The organism is Lysinibacillus sp. CTST325 (assembly GCF_054665055.1).
In genome coordinates this window covers 460813-480105 of the sequence record NZ_BAAFHO010000002.1, presented here as the reverse complement: position 1 = coordinate 480105, position 19293 = coordinate 460813, and the positions used below count along the sequence as shown (strand labels likewise).

The following is a 19293-nucleotide window of genomic DNA, read 5'->3' as shown; positions in this document are numbered from 1 at the left end:
AATTGGCAAAGCAATTTGCAACATTTGCAGGTGGTTGTTTTTGGTGTATGGTCAAGCCCTTTGACGAAACACCTGGCATTGAATCAGTAATTTCCGGCTATACGGGTGGACATGTTGTCAATCCAACATATCAACAAGTTTGCTCTGAAACGACAGGGCATGTTGAAGCGGTTCAAATTACATTCGACGATGAGTTATATTCTTACGAGCAATTACTCGCGACATTTTGGACATTGATTGATCCAACTGACGCTGGAGGACAATTTTATGATCGTGGAGAGTCCTACACGACCGCGATTTTTTACCACAATGATGAGCAGCGTGAATTGGCTGAACGTGCTAAGGCAGATTTACAGGCATCTGGTAAATTCAATAAGTCGATTGCAGTGAAAATTTTACCGGCAAGTTCGTTTTATCCAGCTGAAGACTATCATCAATATTATTATAAGAAAAATCCAATGCACTACGAGCGCTATGCTGTCGGGTCTGGTCGCAAAGCGTTTCAGGAGACACACTGGGGGCTGAAAAATGAATAAAGAACAACGTTTAAAAGAGTTAACGGACATGCAATATTACGTGACACAGGAGAATGGAACAGAGCCACCGTTCCGTAATGAATTTGATAAGCACTTTGAAGAGGGTATTTATGTTGATATCGTTTCAGGGAAGCCATTATTTAGTTCGCTCGATAAATTCGATTCAGGCTGTGGCTGGCCAGCGTTTGCAAAGCCGATTGAAAAGGAAGAAGTAACAGAGCATTTCGATGCTTCTCATGGAATGCGTCGTGTAGAAGTTCGAAGCACAGACGCAGATTCTCATTTAGGACATGTCTTTCCGGATGGACCAAGTGAGCTTGGGGGCTTACGCTATTGCATTAACTCTGCAGCCCTCCGCTTTGTACCAAAGGAAGATTTAGAAAAAGAAGGCTATGTAGAATATCTTTCATTATTTAAATAACAACAACTCCTAGCAGGATAGATCGTGCTAGGAGTTTTTTATGGTTTTAAATTGTATCAAAAGCGACGGAAAGAGCCACCGAAACGACGGAAGACCAATCAAGCGACGGAAAGAGTCATCGAAACGACGGAAAGAGCCAACGAAACGACGGAAAGAAACGTCGAAGTGACGGAAAGAGCTGTCAAAACGACGGAAGAATAATCTAGCGACGGAAAGACCCATCAAAGCGACGGAAAGAAACGTCGAAGTGACAGAAAGAGCTGTCAAAACGACGGAAGAATAATCTAGCGACGGAAAGAGTCATCGAAACGACGGAAAGAACCATCAAAGCGACGGAAAGAAACGTCGAAGTGACGGAAAGAACCATCAAAGCGACGGAAGACCAATCAAGCGACGGAAAAGTCAATCGAAGCGACGGAAAGAGCCACCGAAACGACGGAAAGAAACGTCGAAGTGACGGAAAGAGCTGTCAAAACGACGGAAGAATAATCTAGCGACGGAAAGAGTCATCGAAACGACGGAAAGAAACGTCGAAGTGACGGAAAGAGCTGTCAAAACGACGGAAGACCAATCAAGCGACGGAAAGAGCCACCGAAACGACGGAAAGAGCCAACGAAACGACGGAAAGAAACGTCGAAGCGACGGAAAGAGCCACCGAAACGACGGAAGACCAATCAAGCGACGGAAAGAGTCATCGAAACGACGGAAAGAGCCAACGAAACGACGGAAAGAAACGTCGAAGTGACGGAAAGAGCCACCGAAACGACGGAAGACCAATCAAGCGACGGAAAGAGCTATCCAAACGACGGAAGACCAATCAAGCGACGGAAAGAGCCACCGAAACGACGGAAGACCTATCAAGAAGCGGATAGCCCCGTCGAATCGCCGGAAAGAGCGTCATAATTGTCTAGAGTTATTAGATGATGGAACGAGCAATTCTAAATCCGATATCATCAATAAAGAAATCAGGCATACTCTTACGGTACAGGTAGCTCCACATCCACGTTCTTCCTCAGCCCAACTTCCTCCTCGGATTATGCGGTAATTGCCAAATGTCTCTTTATCGTATAAGTCCCAGCACCACTCCCAAACGTTTCCTATCATGTCGTACAAGCCCCATTCATTAGGCATTTTTTCTCCAACTTCGTGTACACGTTCGTTAGAATTATCTTTATACCAAGCGATTTCATCAATTTCTCCATACCGATATCCTTTTGATTTTGCTTTACATGCATATTGCCATTCAGCATCTGTTGGTAATCGAAAACCGTTAGAACTATGATTGCAGACAACTGATTTACTTTTCTGATCACAATCATAAAACTTGTCATAACCAAGAGCGTCAGACAATGAATTACAAAAGTTCACTGCGTCAATCCATGTAACATTAACAATTGGTTTTCGAGCATTTACTGTTGTTAAAAATAACTTCCCCATAATCATCGTATAAAGTTCTACTGTCACAGTATATTTGGCAAGATAAAATGGCTGTATCTCAACATTCCAATTAACTTCCTTTAAATTTTTTCTTCTACCCGGCATTGCAAATTTATAGTTTGAACTAATCCATTTTTGCTCGTTTTGAAAATCTCGTAGGCGAATTTCTCCTTCAGGGATATACACCATTAATTCTTTTAAGTAATGCTTTAAATTAGATAACATTGTTCTCTCCAAATCTTAACCTATTGTTTTTAGACACTACGATCTCCATTAATAATCGGCGCTAGATTAATAGTGAACATCTTTTTAACGATTTTTTAAAACTTCAATAATAGCGATTCTGAGACACGTTAAACTTTAAATTCACTAACAAGATTACGTAGACTATCTGCTTGTTGAGCAAGCTCCGTGGCAGCGGCATTAATTTCCTGCATGGATGCAGATCCTTGAGTGGCAGCAGCGGCAGAAGTGACTGTGTTGGCAGCTGATTGTTCAGCATAGGCGTTCACATGGACAAAATCATTTGCTACTGCATTGCTATAATCAAGTGTTAATGCAATTTTCTCTACCATAGTCGCGATAATTGTCGTCGTTTCTTGAGTATGCTTTAAAATATTGGCTAATGATTGGTTTGTTTCATTCGTTACTTCAACGCCACGAATAACGGATGATACACCCTCGTAGTTTTGAGAGATGATGGATGTTACTTCGTCTTGAATAGACGTTACAATGGTTGTTACTTCTTTTGCGGCATTTTGAGATTGCACGGCTAGCTTTCGAACTTCATCAGCGACAACCGCAAAGCCTCGTCCGTGCTCACCAGCGCGTGCTGCCTCAATCGCAGCATTTAAGGCGAGTAAATTTGTTTGCTCTGAAATAGCAGTAATCGTGCCGATAATAGATGTTATGTCGGCGGATTTTCGACCGAGTGCTTCGACTGTGGTAGTCGTGGAGGCCATCGTTTCTTCTATAGCTTGCATGACTAATGAAGATTGTTGAACGGAGTGACTGCCTTCATCAGCTGCTTGCTGCATAGCTAAGGATGCACGTTGAACAGCATTTGCTTGCTCATTTAAATGGTGCACAGAATGCTCAAGATCACTCATTTTTTGTTGTGCGCTAGTCATACTAAAAATCGTATTCTCGCTATCACTTGCGATATCAGCTGTTGCATCAGCAATATTCTGTATGGTACGGGCATTTTCATCGGCTAAAGACATTAGCTCTTGGCTACTGCTTGAAACATGGTCCGCCAGATTACTGACACGTTTAATCAAATGAGATATCGATTCTATAAGCGTATTGGTTGAAGCGGCAATAATTGAGAACTCGTCATGATTATGAACTTTAACTCTTCGTGTTAAGTCGCCACCAGCCTGTGCAATATCGAGAATGGAATGGTTAATGGCCTGTGTATTTTTTCTTAATGATTTAAATAACATATAACCAAAAATAATAATGGCAATAAATCCAAGTATTGAAATGAAGAAGAAAGAAGTAATAGATAGTGTTACTTGCTTGTTAAGCTTATCTAATTTTGCTTTATTAGCATCATCCATAACCGAATTAATGGACTCAATATTTTTATCAATATAATTCTTCATCGTTTCTCCAGTACCGCCCATCATGAGCTTTCGAGCTTGTTCGAGACCAAGTTCATCACGCATTGTCATGACTTTTTTAGAATATTCAAGGTAATTTTTATAATATTGATCGATTGCCTGTATATGACCTAACTCTAACTCTCTTGCTGTAAACTGCACTTCTAAGGATTTCATTTTTTTATCGATAGTATCAATTTTCATCTTATAAGAAGTAGCAAAGTTCCCGTCCCCGGTAATTAAATAGGCTTGTTCTAAATTGGTGAGCCTCGCAATTTCATATGCAAGTTGGTTGACAGTTAATTGTTCTTGGACATTCTTCTCAGTAAAGTCCTTCATTTGTCTTTGCAGATTCTGAATATTGATATACGATAATAAACCCATTGTGCCATTTATAATAATAAGGAGAGAAAATATAATAAGCACTTTGCCTCGAATTAAATGGTAAAAACGTTGTCGTTTTTCTTTAGTATGAGGGAGATTGTGCCTATCGTCTTCTAAATCATTTGCTTTCTTTTTAAAAAAGCTAGTTTTAAAGAGAGACGGACGTTTTTGTACAGAGTTTCTGGATTTATGAGAGTTTTTCATCGCCATCACCTTCCTATTTTTAAATATTTGGTTTAAATTTTACCTTATTTTACTAGGTATTTCTATCCTTTTGTCTAAAAATTTTCATTTTTCAGACAAAAAATACATATTATTTTTCTGTGACGAAAGTCCAAAGATTTTGAGAGCATAGTACTGTTAATGAGAATAGGAGAAAATGCTTAATAGATATTTTTGTGACGAAGAAGGTATTTTTTGATAAACTAGCGGAAAGCAGAAGAGTAAAGAGGGGATTTCTAGAATGAAAAAGAGCTTTTATTTGTATGTCCTGACATTTAGAGGTGGGGATTGGTCAGATCCGAAAGTACGATTTGCAGAGGAAATGTTCAATGAGCATAATTTTCCAAAGCAGAGCTCAGAATTTGATGAGCTTTCTTCATATATTGAATCTTACGCCACTGACAACTTAAAAACTGAAGTATTTGATGAATTGTGGGCATTATACGTAGATCATGCATGATATAAGTTAAAACAATATAATTTATTTAAAGTTGCTAGACGTCTAGCGTTGCGAAAATATGAGAAACACAGTATTATTTATAATGAAGACTGACAGAAAAGAGGGATTGCAGTATGAGTATTCATATTAATGCAAAAAAAGGCGAAATCGCTGACACAATTTTACTTCCAGGAGATCCATTACGCGCAAAGTATATTGCTGAAACGTTTTTAGAAGATGTTACTTGTTATAACGAAGTTCGTAATATGTTTGGTTATACAGGTACGTATAAAGGTAAACGTATTTCTGTACAAGGTACTGGTATGGGTGTGCCTTCAATCTCGATTTACGCTACAGAATTAATGCAAGAATATGATGTACAAAAATTAATCCGCGTAGGTACTTGTGGTGCAATTCAAAAAGATGTAAAAGTTCGTGACGTAATTTTAGCGCAAGCAGCAACATCTGATACACGTATGAACCAAATCATATGGGGCAGCGCTATCGACTTCGCACCAATCTCTGACTTTGATTTATTATTAAAAGCATACAATGCAGGTAAAGAAGCTGGTTTAAACTTACAGGTAGGTAATATCTTCACAGCAGATATGTTCTATTCTGATGAGCATCAAAACGAAAAATTAGCTCAATACGGCGTACTTGCTGTAGAAATGGAATCAGCAGCACTTTACACATTAGCTGCAAAACACGGCCGTAAAGCACTTTCTATCTTAACAGTAAGTGACCACATTCTAACTGGTGAAGTAACAACAGCAGAAGAACGTCAAACTACATTCAACGATATGATCGTTGTAGCTTTAGAAGCAGCTATTCAAGAGTAGTCTTATCAAGGGTTTGAAGTTTGTAATAAATTTCAAAGGGACTACACTAAAAATTAATACAATTTTTAATCCTCAATGGGTGATTCGATAAATGAGAGCCTGTTGAGGTTTTTTTGATTATCAAGAGTTGAAGTGTAGCAGAGGAATTATTTACAAAGGTTGTAAGCCATGTATATAGGTGTAGGAGCTATTGCGGAAGCATAACAAAAAGACTGTGTGTAATGAGTTGTCACTTCATGATCGCTATGTCAAAAATCGTTATTGTTTCGGCAATCGAATCTTTCATAATTGCGCTCGTTAGTCAATCTGAAGCCGGACTTTACCACAGAGACTGAAAGGGATATATGTTCTTAAATGTAGTTGAATACAATTGTCTGTTACTGTTTGGAGGGTTTATCCTAGATATATATTGATAATCCAAAGAAAACTCTAATCTCTATTATCAAGTGAATTTTTACAGTCTTGTTCACTATGTTTTGTCTCACCCTCAAATATTTCAGTAATGCCATTTGAAAGTCTATTTTTTTCACAAAATTGCTGAACTTGTTTTCCTTTTTTAGTTACTCCATAATAATAAGTTGTATTAGGTTCATCTTTAAAGATGACCATATAATGTCCGTGATAAAAGTCTTTATTTATTAAGTGCTTTGGCTCAACATAATGTGATTCTTCAATTTTTTTGTCTGTATATCCCTTCTCCTTCGAATATTCTGGAACATACTTATTAGCAATGTATTTACTATATGGATTGCCATTGCTTAGTACATAAATAAAACCCGTGGGAATAGCAATGACAATAACAGCAATTAGGATAATAATTGTAATATATACCTTTTTTTTATTCATCTTACGTCACCCTTCTTTATTTTTCTTCCTTCTCTTTAATAACAGAATAATCATTTTTACGCACAAGTCCTTTTTGATGTGTGTGTGGTAGGGTTTGTTTCGCTTATAAATGAAAATACCTCCTATTATTCCGAGTGAAATTGAAGCTACAACCATTTGCTCGATTTATTTATCCACTAAAACATTCTTATGGTGTAATTTTACATCATTTTAGTATTTGGTCAATTGTTAATTATAATTGAGTATTACATTATCTAAAGGTTCGGAAATGTAATTGAATTTAAATGATATCGTCCATTAGTATTCTGTACAGGCTGAATTAGCTCAGGGGCTAAAAATGAAGTGAGCAATATTATACACCTACTGTATACGTACGCTGAATTTGACCAAAAAAGCATATGAAGGTCGTCGAGGGGGGACTAATCGAGTAATAAATATGGATGCATTTGTTAAAAAATTTTGAGGCAGGAATTCAAGAGTAGTCGTATCGGTTTTGGAGTTTGGAATAAACTTCAAAGGGACTACCCCTTAAAGTCTTATAGTAATTGCCTATTAGGTGACTGAATAACTCAGAGCCTAATGGGCTTTTTAATTTAATTCAGAATCATCTATAAGTACACTTACTTGAATCTATTGGTCATCAGAGTGAAGAAGGAGGGCTTAAAAGTGGTTGAGGAAGCATTACAAAAGGGCTCGTGTGTATTTTTATGCAAAAACACAGATTGATGGTGAAGCTTTTTATTTTGGATAACGAAATGTTGCCCGCCTTATCTAATCAGTTGAAATATAACCAACCTTTTCTAGTAATTTCAATGTTGTATAATTTAAATCTGGAAGTTTTTCTAATGGGAAATATTTTAAATCTTTACTCTCCTCATTTTGCTTAAGAATGCCTTTAACAGCAGTTGCTTTAAAAATTGCCGTCGCGTTATAAATTTCATCCCCATGTGGAAATTTGTAATATAACTCTTTCCCTGAAGCTAATCCAACCAATTTCAATTCTTCGGCGATTAATCCTGTTTCCTCATACAACTCCTTTTGAGCAGTTTCTTCAAAACTATCTCCTATTTCCATCCCACCGCCAGGAAGCCCCCAATCATCTGTATCAGAACGTAATTGCAATAGTATTTCATTCTTCCCGTTTAAAACAATGATTGCTGAACCTGGTGCAATAATAGGACTTGTTCCAACATATTGGCGTAAAGATTTTATATAATTCATGTTTCCTCCTACATTAAACATATTTCTGTTCTATTAAAATTTTATCTGTAAAGAATCATAACATAGCAAGGTTATAGTTGGAAGAGAAATGGTAACGTACATGATCATCCATCGTTCAGTAAATTGTTCCAAAGTTATTTTCTCTAAACTAACTATTCAAGATATTAAAGATGGTGTACTAACAGCTACAAGTACATTAAGAGACGTATTTGTAGGAGCATATAGTAAAGCTGTGGAGCGTTTGAGTAATAAATTGAATAATTCATCATATATAGAAGAGAAGAAACAGTGAATAGAGAACTACCAGTCCCGTTTTATAACTGGCTTAATGAACGTGATGATCGTACACAAATAAATAGCAGACCAAACTTAGAAAATTGCTGGGATGGTGGAGAGGGGAATATAAGATATGGAAGAACAAAAACAAATGACTATGTATGATTTTATAGAACAACCAATTAAAAAACCTTCCAAAGATGTTCATAAAACGGTTGATAAGAAGAACGCCGTAGTTGTGCCTCGTGTAGTAGGGTATATTGTCCGGAGATAAGAAAGGGGTTAATCCCTAAATCATTGTTTAATGACTTTTAGGATAACCCCCGAATTTTTATTGGTTAATGTTGTGGAAGATAGTCTTGGCCGTTTATCGTTACTTTAGAAGCTGAAATAAGAATTTCTTTATTTGCTTTAAAATATGAGTCTAAAATATTGTAAAATGCTTCCCATATCTCTTCGCTTTTTTCTTGTTCTCCTTTTTTATCAAGTGCTTGGTATTCTTCATAAAGTTGTTTTAATTGCTTGCTATCTGCTTCACTAACTTTGAATTCAAAGTCAGCCATGTATTCTTCAAATGTTTGAGGCTTTTCGAACTGATTAAGGAGTCCATAGAATTCTTCGTGTAACTTATCATATAACTCATCATTTTCATCTTTTAATGCTTTTTGTAAATCCCCATGAAGAGTTTTTAGTTTGGCTAAAGTTTCAGCTGGGATATCTAAAAATTCCGTGACTTTCTTATAGCTATCCATAAATTCTTCAAATGTTTCTGGTGCATTTAGCGCATTTAAATATGGTTCAAGGATTTTATCAAACTCTTCATATTTTTTGTTAGCTTTTTCCTCATCACCACTTTTTTTAAGCTTTATCCATTCTTCATAAATAGCTTTAAGTTGTGCGGTATCGTTTTCTTTAATAATAATATTTCTCCTATTAAATCCGTAATCTTCCATATATTCTTCAAATGATTGAGGTTGCCAATTAGCTAATATATACGGCTTTGTGATTTTATGCATTTCTTCGTAAATTTTTTGTAGTTCCTCACGTTTCTTTTCTATCTCTTCATCTGTTAGTTTTTCCACTCCTTTTGTAAATTCTTTTTGTACGTGTTTCATTTCATTAAACAATTTTTCTAATTTTGTTAAATCTTCTTTTGTCATCTCCTTAGGGAAGTCTTTTTTAAATACTTCAAACGTGAAGAAGTCGGAATAACTCTCTACAGTGTTACCTTCGACAGAGATTTCCTGTCCTTCAACTAATTTCATTTTTTCTATTAGTTCATCAGAAAATCTGTGGAAACTGATAAAGTAATTTTTACCATCCTTTCCTTTGAGGTTCATTCCATCATCGTAGATGTCTTTAATAGTTCCTGTAATTTTTTGTTCAAGTTGAACAGTAATACTACTATTATCTGTTGTTTCTACTGATGTAGCCCCTGCTTGAAGTGGTGTCAGAACAGCCATTCCTATTGTAAGTGCAGAAGCAATCATCCAAGTTTTTTTAATCGGTTTTTTCATATGTATTTCTCCTTTTGTTTTAAAGTTATTATTACTAATAATTGGACGATTTACCAATTAAATAGTTCGCTTTTAAAAAGAATATTAGATTGCATTAACTGTGGAGGACAAAGTGCACAGTGAACGTCCTGTGAAGGGATATCCTACTTACACAGTTATTGATGAATCTTTGTTTCTAGTATGACATAACATTCCTAATTATATTGGAATAGATTTCTTTTCTTCAAGAAATCCAATAAAATAGATGCAGGATATGGAAAAAATCCTTTTTACAAACTTGATAGGCGATGATAGTATATATTAGGCGATGATTTCAAGAGGAGAGAATACTTTCCTAACTACTGGATATTCTCCTTAGATATTTCGTTAATTAAAGAACGACAGAAGGTAGTAAATATAGTGACTAATCTAATGTATGTATTTTGTTTAATAGTGTGGGGGCTTAATTTTATTGCAGTGAAAATTCAAGGAACGCCAGTAAGCTTAGAATTATCTTTGACTTATCGGCTAGTTATTACTGCAGTTTTATTTATTGCCTTAGTATTGTTTCTTAAGCCAAAAGGGATACCTACAAGGAAAGATATACCCTTTATCATTGTGTTTGGCGTTTGTAACTTTGCTTTAAGTTATTTATGCCTATATTATGCAACAATATTAAGCTCAGCAGCAATTGTAACATTAATCTTTTCATTAAAAGTGATATTGACGCCGCTAGCTCTTCGTATTTTCTTAAAAGAGCAACTACATCCTCGTGTTTTGTTTGGAGGACTTCTAGGAGTGTTTGGTGTTTGTGTTCTCATTTATCCTTCTTTAAGTAGTTTTTCTAGCTTATCTGTATTAAAAGGCATTTTGATTGCTCTTTTAGGTACAGTACTTACAGCAATTGGTGATGTAAGTTCTGCAAGGAATGCGAGAGAAAAGATTGACCCTATTTATTCGAATGCTATTGGTTTCGCTGTAGGAAGTATTTTAATGTCAATAATTGTATTGTCACAGGGACAAAAGATTATTATTCCTACATCAATAACATACATATCTGCTTTACTGTACTTAACATTGATCGCATCTTTCCTAGCATGGTTATTTTATTTAAAACTTGTTGAAAGAATAGGTGCTGCAAAAAGCGGGTACATGGTAGCTTTATTTCCGGTAATTGGAGGGATAGCCTCTGTTCTAATTGGTGAATCACCGCTCTCAATGTATTTGATAATCGGATGTCTATCTAGCTGTATAGGTGCAGCTATAGCTTTAGGATTTAGAATTCCCCGTAAAATTAAACAAGTGTGAATCAAGATATTAGGGACAATATAAATGATTAAATGAAATAGGGTACAGTAGACCACTCAGAAATGGGTGGTTTTTTGTATTTGTTATTTCATCTTCTGTGGAGAATAAAGCTTAACAGGTACGTCCAGTTCCTTTTCATTAGCTCTATATGAAATGCGCAAGTAGTTTAAATGCGACAGTAGAAAAAAACATGGGATGTTAATAGTAAATGGAAAGATTTTCATGAAATGAGGTATTATTAATCTAAAGGACGAGCGTAAGATTTAGGGGGATATATGTTGAAAAAGGCATTTAGTTTGCTATTTATAGTTCTTCTATGCTGTAGTTTATTGTTTATGTGTAAAAGTGAAGTTAAAGCAACTTTTATAGGGGTTATTGAAGAGATAGTAAATGATCGGAAAGCTGTAGTTTATGTAACTGAATCTGAAAATGATGCGGTTAGAGGAATTATTTATGTAAATCTTGCAAAGAATCCCGACATACAATTTAAGGTGGGTGATAAAGTAAAAGTCGGCTATGATGGAACAGTACAAGATACAGCACCAATGTGGGTTACTACACTTACTGTTGAATTAGTTGAGTAATATAATAGTGCAATGTAGCGTTGCTGTTTTATTGTCATCTCCGTTAAGAAAAAAGGATCAAAGAAAGAGATATAAAGAAATTTCGCAAACAAATGATGCTGATCCATAAAGTTATGGAGGAGTTATCTGGGAGCAGGGGCTAGAAATTGACTAGCTTTTATGTTGTATAATTAATTGACCTATTTGGTGACTGAACAAATCAGAGCCTAATAGGTTTTTTATTTATGTGAAATATCGTTATTCAAGTATCGAAGCCGACTTTAGATATTTCTACTATCTTAGTGGCTATGGTTGAACGATTTTTTATTTAAAATTTAAAACCTCTTACATACATTTTTTTACCACTTATTAGATGGGAAGAGGATATGGTGAAAATAAATGTTACAGTATTAACAGGAAAGAAAAAACTATAAAAACAAAATATGCTCAAATCAAACAGCATACAGTAGTGAGGAATTCTTTTATGGAAGAAGCAGGGGAATTGAAATAAGATCAAATAAAATTTTAAGAGGTAGAAAGATGCATAAAAAAACTTGGCTTATATTTATTTGTTTAGCAATTTTAATATCTAGTTATTCCGTTGTTCAATATTTTTTCATGGATGCCCATCAAGCAGGGTTTGTTAAATTGAAGCTTATGTTAAACTCAACATTGAGTTCGTTTTGGTACATAATGCTTTATTTGCATATCGCATTTAGTGTAGTGGCTTTAGTAATTGGTCCTTTTACATTATTTTCGAGATTTAGAGAAAATAATATTAATCGTCATCGTATGATGGGGAAAATTTATTTGATAGGTATTTTATTAGGTAGTGTTTCGGGGTTGTATTTAGCCTTTTATGCTACAGGAGGATTGGTGGCTCAGCTGGGCTTTGGTTTCTTGTCTATATTTTGGCTGATAACAGCATTTCAAGCCCTGTCTAAAATTAAACATAAAAAAGTTCTTGCTCATCAAAAATGGATGATCAGAAATTATTCTTTAACCTTTGCAGCTGTTACATTAAGAATATGGCTAGCTTTGTTTACTGTACTATTTGGATTTGAACATTTTAATGTGAGTTATACTATTATCGCTTGGTTATGTTGGGTACCCAATTTAATCGTTGCCGAATGGTTTATACAACGAAAACTCAATACGATGAAGCATCGGGAAAATGAGGATTTACAATTTTAAATAACAAATAAAAATGACTACTTTGTGATGAGTAGTCATTTTTTTGTTATATGCTCTCACTATCATACACTGAATTACAACAGTCGTTTTAATATTAAATAGCGTATTTAGTTAAAATATAGGATAGCCTACTTTTTCAAAAGTTGGTCAGTACCATTAATTTTTTTAAAAATAGTTGTATTTTCTATACGAATTGAATCAACTTCACCACAATCTAAGCAAAATGTATAGATCTTGTTTGCACCTCTAAATGAACCTTTACTTGGTTTAATAGGCATATAGTCTGTAGCTTCTGTAAATTGAGTACTCCCGCATTTTTCACATTTTTTATCTACCATGTATATCGCTCCTTATTAGTGGTTTATATTAATTTTTATTTCTATGTACATTGAAATTATAACATAGATTTGGGGGTGATTTAGAAGAGTATGGAAAATATATCTATAAACGGGTTCTATTGTTACCAAAACGGTCTAAGGGGACTAATCTAAACATTAACTCATGCTAAAGGATTCACTGTGAAAGAGGTATGAATTGCGGTTATCGGATTGTTAAATAAACAACTTATTTTTTGATTGGCCCTAAAAATTTCATTGGGTTTTAACTAGATCAATAAAGGAAAAAACCAGCTCAATTTATACGTAATGCTTAATAATTAGTTGGAATGGTAATTGTTCTTTTGTTTGTAGGTGTGAAGAAGAGGCTATTTGACTTCCCTATAGGCATTTGCGTAGACTGTTAATGCTTTTATAGCATAACCTATATCGAAATCGAAAGGAGGAAAAATTATGCGATACGATTACGGGCATGATGGTCATGGAGGGCAACAAGGAGGGAGACATCCATATTATCCGGTTACTTCTCCAACCCATTATTATCCGACTCACCATTATCCAACCCACCATTACTACCCAATGCATTACTACCCAACACATACAACATATCCAACGCATCATCGCCATCCGCACCACCACCATCATCATCACCAGTATCCGAACCCACGCTATTACTAATAGACCTATTAAAAAAGAAATGGTACTATCTTGATAAAGAGTCAGTCTTATTTTAGCTAGGAATAAATGGCGTGCTCTACCTTATAAAAGTGTAAAAGGTGACTAAATAAATTTGCAATCTAGAAAGGGTCATCGGAGGAACGTGATCCTTAACTTTTCATGGATAACTTAGTTTTCCCTATAAATGAGCATCAAAGCGTGGTATTGAGTATTATTTATGAATAACATGAAGCTAGTGCCGACAATACTTATGGATAAAAACTATAAGATGTAAAAACTGAATAATTGTTGGTACTAGTTAATGTTAAGATTCCATTGGAGGTTTTGTTGGAAGACTTTAAAGAGCTGGACTATGCGCCAAAATCATTTTCTAAAGGGCGGCGTATTATCTCAATACTTAAAAAAGGTCACTCTGTGGAAGTGACCTTGAATGAATTGATGTAAGGCTAAAAATTTCACCCTGTGTATTAGTAGTTGATGAAAGTAGCGCCGACAATAATTAAAAGAATGAACAGAACAACAATTAGAACAAATGTTGAACTGTTATTGCCACCTCCATAGCTATAACCTCCGTAGCAACAATTGTTGTAATTGCCGTAGTTTCCGAAGCATCCCATGATGCATTCCTCCTTTCTACACCTATAATATGTATCGTTCTAGAAAGTAGGAATGGTATTTATCCAACAAAAAAGACCTTAAAATTAGATATTTTGGAAAATAATTAATAAACTTTGAAAAATAAAAAAGGGCCACCGTATGGAAGTGACCCTTAGTAACAATTCAAGGCGGTGTAAGCTAAAAATTAGCTTAATATATATTATGATGTGGTAACTACTTATATAGAGTGGAATGTCTTAGGAAAGAATTTAAAAATATAAAAGTTACGTTTAATCAATAATTTAAAATATTGAGAACCAAGATAGCATAATTGCCGTCTTGGTTATTTCGAGTTACGAAAACGAAAATTTTACATAACAAATAGTGATTCTAATTAAATGTATAAAAAGTTTCTCTTAGTGCACTATAAAAAAGTATGATGGATGTTTTATATCGAGTGACAGTTATCAAAATCAAATAAAGTATTTAGAGAGGTGAAAAATTTAAAAAATGGACATCATCCTAGCATTATTACCAGCTCTCTTTTGGGGAAGTATTGTATTATTTAACGTCAAACTCGGTGGTGGACCCTATAGTCAAGTACTAGGGACAACATTCGGTGCACTTATTTTCTCTATAGGTGTTTACATCTTCGTAAAGCCTGAGTTATCGCCTATTGTGATTGGAGTCGGAATTGTATCAGGTCTCTTTTGGGCATTAGGACAAGTAAACCAATTGAAAAGTATTGAATTAATAGGTGTTTCCAAAACAATGCCCATTTCGACAGGGCTACAATTAGTATCGACAACATTATTTGGAGTCATTGTGTTTCATGAATGGTCGACGAAAATGTCGGTTATTTTAGGTGTTCTTGCACTTATTAGTATTATTGTTGGGATCGTTCTTACATCTCTGCCAAATCCAGAAGAGAAAAAAGAAGAACACGGAAGCAATTTGAAAAAAGGAATTTTAATTTTACTTGTTTCAACTTTTGGATACTTAGTATATGTAGTGGTAATACGCTTATTTAATGTAAGTGGATGGTCTGCTTTATTACCACAAGCAATTGGGATGGTAATAGGTGGGATTTTATTAACATTCAAGCATAAACCATTTAACAAATATGCGTTTCGTAATATTATCCCAGGTTTAATCTGGGCAGCCGGGAATATGTTTTTATTTATATCTCAGCCACGTGTTGGAGTTGCAACAAGTTTTTCTCTTTCCCAAATGGGGATCGTGATCGCTACTTTAGGCGGAATTTTTATATTAGGTGAGAAAAAAACAAAACGACAACTCATTGCGATTATCATTGGGATTGTTTTTATAGTTGCTGCTGGAATTATGTTAGGGATTGCGAAAAGATAAAAAGGAGGGCCTCGTATGTATCCAGATTTAGAAGGAAAAGTTGTTGTGATTACAGGTGCTGCAACGGGACTAGGGAAAGCAATGGGCATTCGCTTCTCAGCAGAAAAAGCGAAAGTAGTTATTAATTATCGTTCAAATGAAGCGGATGTAAATGCTGTCGTTGAAGAGGTTAAAAAAGCCGGTGGGGAGGCCATTGCTGTACAAGGTGATGTTACAGTTGAAGCGGATGTCATAAATCTTATTAAAACCGCCATAAAAGAGTTTGGGACTCTCGATGTAATGATAAATAATGCAGGTATAGAAAACCCAGTAGCTTCTCATGAAATGCCGTTAAGTGATTGGAATAGAGTAATCAATACAAATTTAACGGGTGCGTTTTTAGGAAGTCGAGAAGCGATTAAATATTTCGTGGAGAACGACATTAAAGGTACTGTCATCAATATGTCCAGTGTTCACGAGAAAATTCCTTGGCCTTTGTTCGTGCATTATGCCGCTAGTAAGGGGGGCATTAAATTAATGACTGAAACTTTAGCGTTAGAATATGCTCCAAGGGGAATTCGTGTTAATAACATCGGTCCTGGAGCGATTAATACGCCTATAAATGCTGAAAAATTTGCAGATCCAGCAAAGCGTGCAGATGTGGAAAGTATGGTTCCGATGGGGTATATCGGAAAACCAGAAGAAATTGCTGCAGTCGCAGTATGGCTTGCTTCATCACAGGCTAGTTATGTAACAGGGATTACTCTATTTGCAGATGGTGGAATGACTTTATATCCTGAATTCCAAGCTGGCCGTGGGTAAGAAAAGCTGCTAAAAAGGTATCAAGAATTTCTTGATGCCTTTTATTTTGGTGTTAAAGTTGAATATATTTTTTATTTTTCTTATAATTAGTACCAGTTACTAAAACGAGGTGATAAAATATTTTTGTCTAAGTTATTTCTTATAAAGAAAATAATACATATTAAAGGGAGTACAAAGTTTTGAGAAACAATAATTTGTATTGTTAAGCAATAGTACTTGAATATGAAAAGGAGTGAGATGTTGAATGATTAACATTCAATCAAAAGCAAGAATAACAGCAATAGGTACCTATGTTCCCGAAAATAGACTAACAAATGATGATTTAGAAAAGATAGTAGAGACGAACGATGCATGGATTGTACAAAGGACTGGCATGAAGGAGCGAAGAATAACAAATGAGAATGAATTTGCATCAACATTAGCCTTTAAAGCTATAGAAAATTTGGTTGAACAATATCAAAAGGATCTTTCAGATATAGATTTAATTCTCGTTGCAACAACTACACCTGATTATGCTTTTCCAAGTGTAGCTTGCCAAATCCAAGAACACTTTAAAATGAAAGATGTAGGTGCATTAGATCTTCACGCAGCTTGTGCTGGATTTACATATGGATTACATGTAGCGAATGGGTTAATTACATCTGGACTCCATCGTAAAATTTTATTTATAACGACAGAAGCCTTATCTAAAGTGACGGATTATACAGATCGAACGACATGTATCTTATTTGGGGATGGAGCTGCAGCAGTTTTAATAGAAAGAGATGAAGAAATGCCAAGCTTTATAGCTAGTCATATAGGTACAAATGGAGCTGGAGGTAAGCATTTATACTTAACAAATTTATCAACTACTATGCACGCTTCACCCTTGAATACGTCAGGGAAAATAGTTCAGAATGGAAGGGAAGTATATAAATGGGCTTCGCGTACACTTCCTATAGGTATAGAGGAATTACTACAGCAAGCCCAAATGCAACTACATGAAATAGATTGGTTTGTTCCTCATAGTGCTAATTTAAGAATGATAGAATCCATTTGTGAAAAATCAGATATTAGCCTAGAGAAAACATTAACTAGTGTTGAGTATATGGGAAATACATCATCCGTTTCTATTCCGTTGGCCTTACAGTTAGGCTTAAATGAAGGGAAATTAAATTATGGGGATACTTTATTAATCTATGGGTTTGGTGGAGGTCTTACACATGCAGGACTTGTCATTAGGTGGTATGTAGAATAAATTTTAATCGCTCCTATTAATATTTTTAAGAACAATATAAACAAATGGCCAGTACTCGATATTTAATTGATAATGAGTATTCGGTTTTTTTATATTAATAGGTAATTTTATACAAAAGAAAAATGGTGTGATGTATTATTAATTTAAGTGGGGATTAATATTGAAATGGGAGTGAAGCAGTTTGAATAATTCTTGGAATAAATTTATATATAAGATTGGTTCTCCAATTTACGATAAGTTCTTTAATTCGGGAATGTTTTTGAATACTCGAAAACAAATATTTCAATCCATACCATTCAATAATCAACAAAAAATCCTGTTTGTCGGTGTAGGAACAGGAGCTGATTTAGAATTAATACATCACGCTAACTTACATATAACGGCTATTGATTATTCACCAGATATGCTCGGAAAGGCAAGGGAAAAGTTTGAAAATTCCACAATAACATTTTTAGAAATGGATGCTCAAAATATGGAATTTGAAAATGAATCATTTGACTATGTCGTAGCTAGTTTAATCCTTTCGGTAGTACCTGACGCAACTAAATGTTTTCAAGAGATGACAAGGGTTTTAAAGCAAGAAGGGAAAATAATAGTTTTTGATAAATTTGTCCCTAAAAACAAAAAACTGTCCTTCCCTAAAATGTTGCTTAGACCCATTATTAGCTTATTAGGAACAGATATTGGCCGGAGCTTTGAAGAAATATTACCTGAGAATATCGAAGTTGAAGAAGATACATCTATAATGCTAAATGGGATGTATAGGGAAATAATAATTAGAAAGATAAATTGATTATTTTTCATAGAAACTATGATTGAATTGTTCCTTTTTTACTTTATTAAAAACCTAAGCCTTATGAATCATTCATCATATCCTAGTATTATTATCAATTGATTGAAATGAGGTAATGCGATATGAATTCTTCCTGCAATTGTGATTGTCATAATAATATACTTCGCTTAAATAAAGTATCTTCATGCCCCATTTGTCAAATTAGTTCCGTTCAACCTTCAGTTCCGAGCAATTTTACGACAGGGGCAATATGGAGAAATCCAGCGACAGAGACGATTGTTGTCACTCTTTTAAATAAATCAGATGTACCTCAAACAGTGACAGTATCGGTCTTAGATTGGCAAAATTGTGCCCAAGAAGAGATGCCCAAAGAAGCCTTCTTATGTGGAGAATCTCAGCCTTCACTTTTTAATGGAACACCTAGCCCCCTTACTTTTACTATTCCAGCTAAAAAACTTCTTGTCGTTCATGCAACCCCACAAAATGCTTGGCAACTAAGTGATCCATGTTACGAAGTACTTGTTAAAGCCCCACCGGATCCCATTCTTCCACCTGATCCTATCGTACCAAATGACCCTGTTTTCTTGAGTACATGGGGAATTAATGATAGTGGGGTACCTCAAGAAGGAAACACAGTGTTACATCAACAATTTCAACGAACTATTTTTCTATGAAAATAGGGAAGTGAACAACTT

The 19293-nt window shown here is 35.1% G+C and carries 24 protein-coding genes and 1 pseudogene; 14 read left to right on the top strand and 11 right to left on the bottom strand.

Going from position 1 to position 19293, the window contains the following annotated elements:
• The first annotated feature begins 2 nt into the window (after positions 1–2).
• Positions 3–536, top strand: coding sequence for a peptide-methionine (S)-S-oxide reductase MsrA (gene msrA, locus ACYQ73_RS07765; RefSeq protein WP_460011947.1), 534 nt, complete (start codon positions 3–5; stop codon positions 534–536).
• A complete protein-coding gene (gene msrB, locus ACYQ73_RS07760; protein WP_460011946.1) occupies positions 529–957 on the top strand; it encodes a peptide-methionine (R)-S-oxide reductase MsrB in 429 nt (142 codons plus the stop codon). Before msrA ends, msrB begins: the two co-directional genes overlap by 8 nt.
• Before the next feature lie 27 nt (positions 958–984).
• Here the strand turns inward: msrB and ACYQ73_RS07755 are convergent, their stop codons facing one another.
• The 5 genes and pseudogenes from ACYQ73_RS07755 to ACYQ73_RS07735 all read right to left on the bottom strand — a co-directional run bounded on the left by ACYQ73_RS07755 (position 985) and on the right by ACYQ73_RS07735 (position 4586).
• A complete protein-coding gene (locus ACYQ73_RS07755; protein WP_460011945.1) occupies positions 985–1224 on the bottom strand; it encodes a hypothetical protein in 240 nt (79 codons plus the stop codon).
• Complete coding sequence (locus tag ACYQ73_RS07750) at positions 1160–1363, bottom strand: hypothetical protein (protein ID WP_460011944.1); 204 nt, start codon at positions 1361–1363, stop codon at positions 1160–1162. Before ACYQ73_RS07750 ends, ACYQ73_RS07755 begins: the two co-directional genes overlap by 65 nt.
• On the bottom strand, positions 1360–1734 hold the full coding sequence (locus ACYQ73_RS07745; RefSeq protein ID WP_460011943.1) for a hypothetical protein: 375 nt from the start codon (positions 1732–1734) through the stop codon (positions 1360–1362). Before ACYQ73_RS07745 ends, ACYQ73_RS07750 begins: the two co-directional genes overlap by 4 nt.
• Positions 1735–1873: 139 nt before the next feature.
• Positions 1874–2619 (bottom strand): annotated as a pseudogene (locus ACYQ73_RS07740) (formylglycine-generating enzyme family protein).
• Positions 2620–2747: 128 nt separating this feature from the next.
• Positions 2748–4586 (bottom strand): methyl-accepting chemotaxis protein, encoded by a 1839-nt coding sequence (locus ACYQ73_RS07735; RefSeq protein WP_460011942.1) that lies wholly within the window; start codon positions 4584–4586, stop codon positions 2748–2750.
• A gap of 259 nt (positions 4587–4845) precedes the next feature.
• Here ACYQ73_RS07735 and ACYQ73_RS07730 point away from each other — a divergent pair, with 259 nt between their 5' ends.
• Together ACYQ73_RS07730 and deoD are read left to right on the top strand one after the other, a co-directional pair.
• The gene (locus ACYQ73_RS07730; RefSeq protein ID WP_460011941.1) at positions 4846–5064 is read left to right on the top strand and encodes a YozE family protein; all 219 of its coding nucleotides are present in this window, start codon (positions 4846–4848) and stop codon (positions 5062–5064) included.
• A gap of 113 nt (positions 5065–5177) precedes the next feature.
• A complete protein-coding gene (gene deoD / locus ACYQ73_RS07725) occupies positions 5178–5885 on the top strand; it encodes a purine-nucleoside phosphorylase (RefSeq protein WP_142507991.1) in 708 nt (235 codons plus the stop codon).
• 429 nt (positions 5886–6314) lie between these two features.
• Here deoD and ACYQ73_RS07720 read toward each other — a convergent pair whose 3' ends face one another.
• Positions 6315–6731: a DUF3139 domain-containing protein gene (locus ACYQ73_RS07720; RefSeq protein ID WP_460011940.1), complete on the bottom strand. Its 417-nt coding sequence runs from the start codon at positions 6729–6731 to the stop codon at positions 6315–6317.
• Between the two features lie 771 nt (positions 6732–7502).
• Positions 7503–7952 carry an NUDIX hydrolase gene (locus ACYQ73_RS07715; protein WP_460011939.1) on the bottom strand — a complete coding sequence of 150 codons (450 nt, stop codon included), beginning with the start codon at positions 7950–7952 and terminating at the stop codon, positions 7503–7505.
• An 88-nt stretch (positions 7953–8040) separates the two neighbouring features.
• Between ACYQ73_RS07715 and ACYQ73_RS07710 the strand changes: the two genes are divergently transcribed.
• Both ACYQ73_RS07710 and ACYQ73_RS07705 read left to right on the top strand, forming a co-directional pair.
• Positions 8041–8244, top strand: a complete 204-nt coding sequence (locus ACYQ73_RS07710; RefSeq protein ID WP_460011938.1) for a hypothetical protein — start codon at positions 8041–8043, stop codon at positions 8242–8244.
• A gap of 117 nt (positions 8245–8361) precedes the next feature.
• On the top strand, positions 8362–8502 hold the full coding sequence (locus ACYQ73_RS07705) for a hypothetical protein (protein ID WP_460011937.1): 141 nt from the start codon (positions 8362–8364) through the stop codon (positions 8500–8502).
• 64 nt (positions 8503–8566) lie between these two features.
• Here the strand turns inward: ACYQ73_RS07705 and ACYQ73_RS07700 are convergent, their stop codons facing one another.
• Positions 8567–9745 (bottom strand): hypothetical protein, encoded by a 1179-nt coding sequence (locus ACYQ73_RS07700; RefSeq protein WP_460011936.1) that lies wholly within the window; start codon positions 9743–9745, stop codon positions 8567–8569.
• Between the two features lie 399 nt (positions 9746–10144).
• On the opposite strand from ACYQ73_RS07700, the gene ACYQ73_RS07695 reads away from it, so the two are divergent.
• The 3 genes from ACYQ73_RS07695 (at position 10145) to ACYQ73_RS07685 (ending at position 12789) form a co-directional block, all read left to right on the top strand.
• Entirely contained in the window at positions 10145–11032 is an 888-nt protein-coding gene (locus ACYQ73_RS07695) for a DMT family transporter (protein WP_460011935.1), read from the top strand.
• Between the two features lie 278 nt (positions 11033–11310).
• Positions 11311–11616 (top strand): hypothetical protein, encoded by a 306-nt coding sequence (locus ACYQ73_RS07690; RefSeq protein ID WP_460011934.1) that lies wholly within the window; start codon positions 11311–11313, stop codon positions 11614–11616.
• Positions 11617–12135: 519 nt separating this feature from the next.
• Positions 12136–12789: a DUF2306 domain-containing protein gene (locus ACYQ73_RS07685; RefSeq protein WP_460011933.1), complete on the top strand. Its 654-nt coding sequence runs from the start codon at positions 12136–12138 to the stop codon at positions 12787–12789.
• Positions 12790–12917: 128 nt separating this feature from the next.
• Here the strand turns inward: ACYQ73_RS07685 and ACYQ73_RS07680 are convergent, their stop codons facing one another.
• The 3 genes from ACYQ73_RS07680 to ACYQ73_RS07670 all read right to left on the bottom strand — a co-directional run bounded on the left by ACYQ73_RS07680 (position 12918) and on the right by ACYQ73_RS07670 (position 14419).
• On the bottom strand, positions 12918–13127 hold the full coding sequence (locus ACYQ73_RS07680) for a hypothetical protein (RefSeq protein ID WP_460011932.1): 210 nt from the start codon (positions 13125–13127) through the stop codon (positions 12918–12920).
• A 517-nt stretch (positions 13128–13644) separates the two neighbouring features.
• The gene (locus ACYQ73_RS07675; protein ID WP_460011931.1) at positions 13645–13791 is read right to left on the bottom strand and encodes a hypothetical protein; all 147 of its coding nucleotides are present in this window, start codon (positions 13789–13791) and stop codon (positions 13645–13647) included.
• 478 nt (positions 13792–14269) lie between these two features.
• The gene (locus ACYQ73_RS07670; RefSeq protein WP_460011930.1) at positions 14270–14419 is read right to left on the bottom strand and encodes a YjcZ family sporulation protein; all 150 of its coding nucleotides are present in this window, start codon (positions 14417–14419) and stop codon (positions 14270–14272) included.
• 490 nt (positions 14420–14909) lie between these two features.
• Here ACYQ73_RS07670 and ACYQ73_RS07665 point away from each other — a divergent pair, with 490 nt between their 5' ends.
• The 5 genes from ACYQ73_RS07665 to ACYQ73_RS07645 all read left to right on the top strand — a co-directional run bounded on the left by ACYQ73_RS07665 (position 14910) and on the right by ACYQ73_RS07645 (position 19272).
• On the top strand, positions 14910–15767 hold the full coding sequence (locus ACYQ73_RS07665) for a RhaT/GlcU family sugar-proton symporter (RefSeq protein ID WP_460011929.1): 858 nt from the start codon (positions 14910–14912) through the stop codon (positions 15765–15767).
• A gap of 15 nt (positions 15768–15782) precedes the next feature.
• On the top strand, positions 15783–16568 hold the full coding sequence (gene gdh, locus ACYQ73_RS07660) for a glucose 1-dehydrogenase (protein ID WP_460011928.1): 786 nt from the start codon (positions 15783–15785) through the stop codon (positions 16566–16568).
• 253 nt (positions 16569–16821) lie between these two features.
• Positions 16822–17805 carry a beta-ketoacyl-ACP synthase 3 gene (locus ACYQ73_RS07655; protein ID WP_460012315.1) on the top strand — a complete coding sequence of 328 codons (984 nt, stop codon included), beginning with the start codon at positions 16822–16824 and terminating at the stop codon, positions 17803–17805.
• A gap of 181 nt (positions 17806–17986) precedes the next feature.
• Positions 17987–18598: a class I SAM-dependent methyltransferase gene (locus ACYQ73_RS07650; RefSeq protein WP_460011927.1), complete on the top strand. Its 612-nt coding sequence runs from the start codon at positions 17987–17989 to the stop codon at positions 18596–18598.
• A gap of 122 nt (positions 18599–18720) precedes the next feature.
• On the top strand, positions 18721–19272 hold the full coding sequence (locus ACYQ73_RS07645; RefSeq protein WP_460011926.1) for a hypothetical protein: 552 nt from the start codon (positions 18721–18723) through the stop codon (positions 19270–19272).
• Positions 19273–19293 lie beyond the last annotated feature (21 nt).